This is a genomic window from Lutibacter citreus, from assembly GCF_003260195.1.
Lineage (GTDB): Bacteria > Bacteroidota > Bacteroidia > Flavobacteriales > Flavobacteriaceae > Lutibacter > Lutibacter citreus.
The window spans coordinates 22209-30278 of sequence record NZ_QEIH01000015.1; the positions used below are offsets into that span (position 1 = coordinate 22209).

Genomic DNA, 8070 nt, shown 5'->3' on the forward strand with positions numbered 1-8070 from the left:
TTCAGATTTTTTTTTAATTTTCATTGCTTTCATTTTTGTAAATCTCTTTCCAAGATTTAGTTACAACATTCTTAAAAGGTTCTTTTTCTATTCTTGGTATAAAATCTCCTGCATTCTGATTATAAGCCTTAAAATTCCCGCAATATTTGCAAAATTCTTCTAGCTGTTTTTCTAACCTCTCTTTAGATAAATCTAATAAGCCATTTATAGCCTTGTTTCCTCCTTTCAATCTATCTATTCCACCTATTACACTGCAAGCATAAATACCTCTTTTGTTTAAACCAATACCACAATAACTTGTTACCCAACATCCCTTTTTATAATCAGCACCTTTAAAGTTATCATCATCAATTGGTGCATCATTAAAGGGTGAAAAATATTCTACATTTTTACTCTCTTTAAATGATCCATAATCTATTCTAACATTTTTCAACTTCTTTACTTTCTCACATAAATCTCTCGATCTTTTTTCAACCCCATTAGACACAACCTGCAATATAGTTTCTTGAGAAAAGGATTCAATATAATTATTATGAATTAAATTTACTATTTCTTCAAAATCGGGATGAATAGTTGGTTCTCCTCCTAACACATTAATTAATTCCCATTTTTTATTTAAACTTATTGAATCTTTTATAAATTTTTCTATATCCGAAATATCTAAAGATTCTGTAGTAGGTGCTTGTGTACAAGAACGATTGCATCCTATACATTTCAAATTGCAATCATAAGTAATATCAATTTCAATTATGTTTTGATTTGGCTCAAATGCTTTTCTTCCTTTAAACGTATTAACTGGAGAAAGACCTGGTTTATTTAAAATATTTGCAATACATTTTTCTTTTAAATCTCTATCATCATCTTTTTTATCAAAATCACGCTCATAAAAATAATTAACCTCATCTAATTGTAAAGGCTGTTTACTCATTTCAACTATAGGAACCATAAATGCAAAGTCATCACAAGTTTCAAACCATTTGTTTTGATACAACTTCTTTTCTTTATCCTCATATTTAAAATGAGTTAGAGGAATTGAATCAAATAAATATTTTTTAAATGTTTTTAAATGTTGCCATACGTTTCCTCCCTTCTCCCTCGGATTATCGAAATCAACAGGATATCTATAATGTGGTTGTAATCTATAAGTTTGATGAAATCTTCCTACAACGACATCTGCATTATAATTTTCATACTTATAAATCAAATTTTGTAATGTTTGATTTCCTATTAAAGCATCGTCCCCGTCAAGCATAACAACTATAGACTCTGGATTATCCATATAATAATGAATAGATCTATAAACATTTTCTAATCTGGTAGACTTTGTCCTTTTCTTTATAAAAGTTATTCTATCCATATAAGGCTTAATAAGTGAATCAATCAAATATGGTAATCCATTATCAGAGTTATCATCCAATAAAATCAGTCCAAAATCATTATAACTTTGACTCATTAATGAATACCACATTCTTAAAAAACGATCATATGAAACATTTCTAAAACAAGATACTACTACTAATTTTTCATTTCTTTTTGGTATTGACCAATCATATAAAGATCCTTCACAATCAAAAGCTCCATATTGAATCTTTGGAATAATATTTTTCTCAATTCTATCCAAAATAGACATCCACGCATAAGGTTTTTTCTTCCTGTAATTTTGAGGATGAATATAAAATGATACGTGGTCACCTCCTCTTATAGAACATTTTTTTGTTTCTTTTTGCTTTTTCAATAATGATCTATGCCAGGTTAATTCTAAATTACCATTATCATCAATAGAATTAGGTAGAGGTAATAAAGAGTTCATTCTTTCTTTATGTAACAATCCCATTCTTACCTCGGGAACAAAACCTCCATTTTTAAAACCAAAATAATCATTTGATTCTTCATTATAAATATTAAAACCAACAGAAATCACATTTCGATTTTCATCAAATTCATTTAGCATATCTGTTAAAAAAGAATGGTTATAATTTTTTCTCCCAATTAACACATCTACATCTAGCTGAAATATATAATCTCCTTTACATTGATTAAAAGCCCATAATTGTGTAGATACTGGTGCGTTTTTGGAAGTATGAGATGAATTACATTCAATATTGAACCAATGCTTATTAACCTCTATACTTTCATTATTGTCATATATTATATATCTATCTATTATTCTATCTTTTACTAGTTTCTCAATTGATCTAATTAAATCTAATAGAGTTCCTTTAGAATTATATTCTCTTAAATAATTACTCTCTCTTGGATCAATTAAAACAACAACCTCATAAAATGAATTTGGAGAGCTTAATTGTTTAACAATGTGTTTAATATTTTCTTCTACTGTTTGTATATCCTGTGGGCAAGTTTTTATAAGAAGTGAAACCTTTTTATCCAAAGGAACTATCTTCTTAAACTCAACACCAAAATTCTCAGGTTCAAAATAATTTTGATTATTCAAACTAATTTTATCAAAAGATATGTTAGCTAAGTATTTCCCTTTCTTAAGATTAGAAAAGAATATGTTTTCAAAATTTAAAGACTTTAAACACCTAAACCTTTCATTATCAACATCATTTATACTATTATCATTGATAATTTGAGATTGACTTAAAATAATATTTGCAAAAACCTTATTTACAAAATTTCTTAATTCTTTAAGTTCAGGAAGTTCAAAATTGTTAATGGCACTACGTTTTACTTTTTGGAATCTTGAATATTCATATTCATTATGGTAATTTGCGTACAAATACATTCTTGCACACATATTCAAGAATAAATTGTCAGTATAATCTTTTCCGTCTAAATCAATTATTTTAATAGTATTATCAACCCGAATACAATTCTCAGGTTTACAATCCATTATGATAATTTTATGAATCCATAATTCGGTTAAAACACTAATGGCGTCATCTTCACTATAATTCAAACAAATTTCTCCCTCTTCATAATCATATTTAACAATAAATGTTTCATTCGTTCTAATTAATTCAATAGAATATAAATGTTGTATCTCTTCTGGAAGGTTTAAAAAAAATGATATTCTACTATATGCTTTTTCGAAACTAAAACCCTCAAACTGCAAAGGTATAATTACCTTATAAATATAATTCTCATCCCTAAAAACAACTCCTTCATGTCCATTCCCTATATAAACTGGATTTAGAATATTTTGCGATTTTAATATTGACTCCGCTTTTATTACTCTATTGTTCATGCAATATTTATCTTATTAAACATTTCTAATCTAGAAGCTAAATAAGTATTAGAATTTTTATTATTAGAAGTGCTCGTTCCATTCAAATTATAAATTACAGCTAACAAACTTTCTGCAAAGTGCCAATTATATCTTTTTTTACTCGTTAAATAATTTAATAGCAACAAATGATCCTCCCCACTTTCAATATTAGGATAAGGTAATAACACGTTAGGTCTTATAAAAAGATTACAGGATGGTAACTCTGAAGATTTATCACCTTCTGACATTCTTAATACTCTTTCTTTTAAATAATCTATATCCTGTAATTTTGCTGTGCTTCTATTAACTCTATTACAAATTATATTATTTTTACGTAAATAATTTCCTGCAAGAATCAAGTCTGGATTATTCTTATCCAAAATCTTTTCTATACTAGATAATACAAATTCATCTGAGTATTCATCATCAGCATCAAGTCTTCCTATTAACTCCGTATTTTCGATATTTTTAATAATAAAATTATTAATATCATTTCTAGTATTAACAACATTAGAATTATTTAAATCTAAAATTGAAATACCCTCTTTATTTTCAATAATTAAATCATTTAATACTTCTTTCCAGTCATCAGTCGAATTATCATTACCAATTACAATATGAATTTCTCTTTTAATTTTTTTTTGTTTCAATATTGAAGTAATACATCTTTTAATATCTAATGAATTATTATGCATTGCTACACCTATAACTATTAATCTTTCCTTTCTATCCATTTACCATATAATTCTTATAGAGTTCTATTACTTCATCACTTTTATTATACTTAAATAACTTTTTTGATCTTTCTAATGAAGATTTTAACATTTCTTGATTAAAAAGTTTAAAATGCTTTTTATAAAAAAAATCTAACCCCTCTTGTTTAGCCATTAAATTTGAAGTTACCGTTTTATGCCCAACAAAATGCTGAACTAGCACCTTTTGATTTATCCTTATTTTATCTCTTCCATGTGTTTGTAAAAATCTAATCATTAAATCACGATCCGTACAACTTCTCAAATTTTCATCAAAACCATTGATTTCATCTATACTGGATAGTTTAAAAATCATGTTACTCCCCTGAATACCTGGATTTCCTATCAAAAAATTATTTAAATTCAACTCGCTTAAATTAAACTTATGAGGATATTTACAATCACCTCTCTTCAAATATGAAAAAATAGCTTTTGGAAATTGATTTTTTATAATATCATATGAATCTTGCAAATAGGTATTTTCCCAAAAATCGTCATCATCTAAAATTGCTAAATAATTATCTAAACCTAAATTATTTTTCAAAAATTCAATACCTGTATTCCAAGCACCTGTACCCGACATTCCTTTAGATTTAATATTTCTTAAATAATGTAAATTTGGTATTGAAAGTCCTTCTACCAGTCTACAATTAGATAAATAAATATCATCTTCATTATCATCTACAATAACAATACAATTAGGTTGAATAGTTTGATCTAGAACTGATTTTAAGGATCGATTTAATAATAAATCAATTCTATCAAAAGATGTAGCAATTATTACTCCTATCTCTACCATTAATTTAATACTAAAGCTTCCTGTTTAATCATACAACTTAAGCAGACACCACATTCCTCTTTATCATTTGGTTGATAACAAGAAACTGTATTACTTAAATCTACATCCAATTCTTTTGCTATTTTTACAATTTCTTTTTTAGAATAATTAATAAATGGAGTTATTATTTTTATCGCTGAATTGAGATCTGAAATCGAATTAAGTTGATTAAAAAAAGAAGGCCTGCAATCCCAATAATCTCTTGAATCATCTTTATTTACAGCAATGAATATTTTTTTCACCCCCATACTCTCGGCTTTACTTAAAGCCATTGTTGTAAAAACCATATTTCTAAAAGGAACATATGTATTAACCCTTTCATTTCCCTGATAATCTATACCACTCCCTAAAACATCCAACTCTTTATTAACTAAAGCGGATGATTCAAAAAGATCATTCGAAATATCTATAATTATATGTTTACTTACATTATATTTTTTAGAGTTTTGAGAGGCTAAATCTAACTCTATTCTATTTCTTTGATTATAATTAAAACTTAAACAAGTTATTTTATAATTCTCACTTGCTAATTTTGCTAATAAGGTGGTTGAATCTATCCCTCCACTTAGCAGAAGAATTACTTTTTCTTTATTCATAATAATTTTAATATATTTCTAACATCTCAGTTGACATTAGTATTTTAAAAGATTCGAAAGTACTTAAAACCTTAAAATTATAATATGATTTTTGTTAGTGAACTATGATTATTTAAAATTGAAACAGTATTTCCTTATTTAATTCTAAACTAGTTTAAGGGTATATTTTGAATACCAATAAATTAAGTTTAATTTCTTCCTTTAATTTTTTTCCTTAAATAGAATATTCCATAAATAGAACTTTTTTAATTAAACTATTTGAATTTGTTTAACCTTTAAGTCCCATTCAAATACTATACTATACTATACTATACTATACTATACTATATAGGTTTAATAATAGCCTTTCTTGTAAAAAAACAAAATATTACAAACACTATAAAAAGAATTATTTTACCAATTAAATATCCAACGCCATATTGATTAAGCCTTTCTATATCATTGTTTAATATATTAATTATATTAACTAATAATATTATTGAAACTATAAGTGAAGTGCAGAATATTATTTTTTTCATTACTAAATTCTAAAAAAAAGGCAATAATTAAATTGCCTTTCCTAAATAATTCATTTACTATTTTGTAACAGTTGTTGTAGTTGGAGTATAAAGTCCAAATGTCAATGCTGAAACTAAGCCATTAACAAATGATTGTCTTGTATGAACTGTATAATCCTTTGCTCCATTAGCCATCTGTTTTGAATCTGAAGGTCCAACAGGAGCTAATCCATAAACAACATAATGGTTCCATTTAGTTGTTTGAGAATTACCTTTGGCTCCTTCTCCTACAACACTAGTGTAAGAATAACATGAAGATAATAACATTGATGATGCAAATGCTATTGTCATCATTTTCATTGATTTTTTAATCATTGTTCTTTTTTTTAATATTAAATATTTATTTCACTCTTTTTGAGTCTCTTTTACACATCTTTTTTAAGGCCTTTATATTTCTTACATTTCAACAAAGGCAATAATCAATACTTCAGAAATATATTATATATAAAACCATCTATAACATTTCAATAAAAAGCATAATAGCAGAAGCCTTAAACTCGGTTATTATTATTTTAAAATGTATTGTTTGTGTATTTATTTGGACCGCAAAATTAGAACAATTATTTTCTAAAAATAAGAAATTACACTAGTTTAATTTCTATTTAGAATTGATCTATTTTTAAATTTTCATAACTCAATAGAGTTTAATCATTTATAAATTTCACTTCTAATTAAACATTCATATTAAAAATATTTTGTATTAAAAAACCCTATCCTTAAACATAGGGTCTTTTTTATAAACAATTATTATTTCCGGTTAATCAGTTTTTATTATAACTCCTATTACTTTAGAATTTATTCTTTTTTTTTAATGTCAACTCCTTATTTTTCATATACTAAACCAATATCTCTGTTAAATTCATATTCCACATATTTTCAAGATGATAAGTCTTTATCAATTTGCATAGAAAAATATAAATCAAGAGTTTTATTAAATATCAAATATATTAATTCCTTGTTGATGAAGGTGGTAAAGGCAATGTAAAATCATCATCTCCTCTTGTATTTAATTCATGGATACCCTCTACATAAAAAGTTATTTCTTGATCATCATTTTTATGCTTAAAAATTACTAATACAACTATTTGAAAAATTAACAAAGGAAAGGGATAATGATAATAAAACAAAAAATGGAAACTCAATATACTTTGTAGAAAAGATACTTGAAGAAAAATTTAGAAAACCAAATTATATTAACTCAAAAACTTTAATAGGTTATTATGAAAAACACGTTGAAGGAAAAGAAAATAAGTCCGGTAAACCAAGCATTGAATTAAAAGATTTTATAGCGAAATATTTAGGTTATGAAAATTTTTCAGGATTTGAATGTGAAAATAGTACTACATCTAATGATAATTCAGATTCATTTAAAAATACTTCACCATTAAGAATATTTTCAAGAAATAATAAAAATTTAAAATGGATTATACCTTCTGTTTTAGTAATTACAGCAGTTTATTATGCTCAAAATTTTCATAACAATGAATGTTTATATTGGAATATAGATCATTACGAAACTATTGATTATAATGAGGAGTTTTCTATTACAAATAAAAAGTATTTAAACCTTAAACATTATAGAAAATTAGTCGTTAACGATTCTACAATGTTTTTCATGAAGGGGAAACCAATTATTTGGTATGGTAAATCAATAAACGGTGAATTAGATTATTTTAATTCTAGAGGAGTTCACCCGATAACGGGTAAAGAACTAAAACCTATTACAGAATACATCCTAAAACAATATTACTTCCAAAAGAAATAATTAATCTCTGAGAAATATTTACAAATACCTTAATATTCTAAAAATTTAAAATTCAATATATATCCTTGAAATTTGATTTTTTTTTCTAAATTGCTTCTAATAATTTAAGTATAATCCAAAGCTAAAACTGCATACGTTTTTGCATACGATTTAAAAATATAATAGTTCGTGAGCCCAATAGGAAGGTTTCAAATTCAATTAACTTTGGATTCATAACCCGGAGGTCTCCAGTTCAATTCTGGATCACGCTACAAAGCAAAAATTGAAGAAACAAACGGTTTAGATTGATCTAAACCGTTTTTTTTATGTTCAATTTAAATGAAATTCTTAACT

6 protein-coding genes are annotated in these 8070 nt (G+C 25.6%); 1 reads left to right on the forward strand and 5 read right to left on the reverse strand.

Annotated features, from left to right (window positions below; all coding sequences use genetic code 11):
* Positions 1-13: 13 nt before the first annotated feature.
* The 5 genes from DAD81_RS20060 to DAD81_RS20080 all read right to left on the reverse strand — a co-directional run bounded on the left by DAD81_RS20060 (position 14) and on the right by DAD81_RS20080 (position 6287).
* Complete coding sequence (locus DAD81_RS20060; protein WP_111710174.1) at positions 14-3208, reverse strand: glycosyltransferase; 3195 nt, start codon at positions 3206-3208, stop codon at positions 14-16.
* Positions 3205-3963: a glycosyltransferase family A protein gene (locus DAD81_RS20065; protein ID WP_111710176.1), complete on the reverse strand. Its 759-nt coding sequence runs from the start codon at positions 3961-3963 to the stop codon at positions 3205-3207. The genes DAD81_RS20060 and DAD81_RS20065 overlap by 4 nt, the downstream gene beginning before the upstream one ends.
* Positions 3956-4780, reverse strand: a complete 825-nt coding sequence (locus DAD81_RS20070) for a glycosyltransferase family 2 protein (protein WP_111710178.1) — start codon at positions 4778-4780, stop codon at positions 3956-3958. The genes DAD81_RS20065 and DAD81_RS20070 overlap by 8 nt, the downstream gene beginning before the upstream one ends.
* Positions 4780-5415 (reverse strand): 7-cyano-7-deazaguanine synthase QueC, encoded by a 636-nt coding sequence (queC, locus tag DAD81_RS20075; protein WP_111710180.1) that lies wholly within the window; start codon positions 5413-5415, stop codon positions 4780-4782. Before queC ends, DAD81_RS20070 begins: the two co-directional genes overlap by 1 nt.
* Positions 5416-5990: 575 nt before the next feature.
* Positions 5991-6287, reverse strand: coding sequence for a Bor family protein (locus DAD81_RS20080; RefSeq protein ID WP_218939743.1), 297 nt, complete (start codon positions 6285-6287; stop codon positions 5991-5993).
* Positions 6288-7587: 1300 nt separating this feature from the next.
* Here DAD81_RS20080 and DAD81_RS20790 point away from each other — a divergent pair.
* Positions 7588-7737: a hypothetical protein gene (locus DAD81_RS20790; RefSeq protein ID WP_157961207.1), complete on the forward strand. Its 150-nt coding sequence runs from the start codon at positions 7588-7590 to the stop codon at positions 7735-7737.
* Positions 7738-8070: the final 333 nt, after the last annotated feature.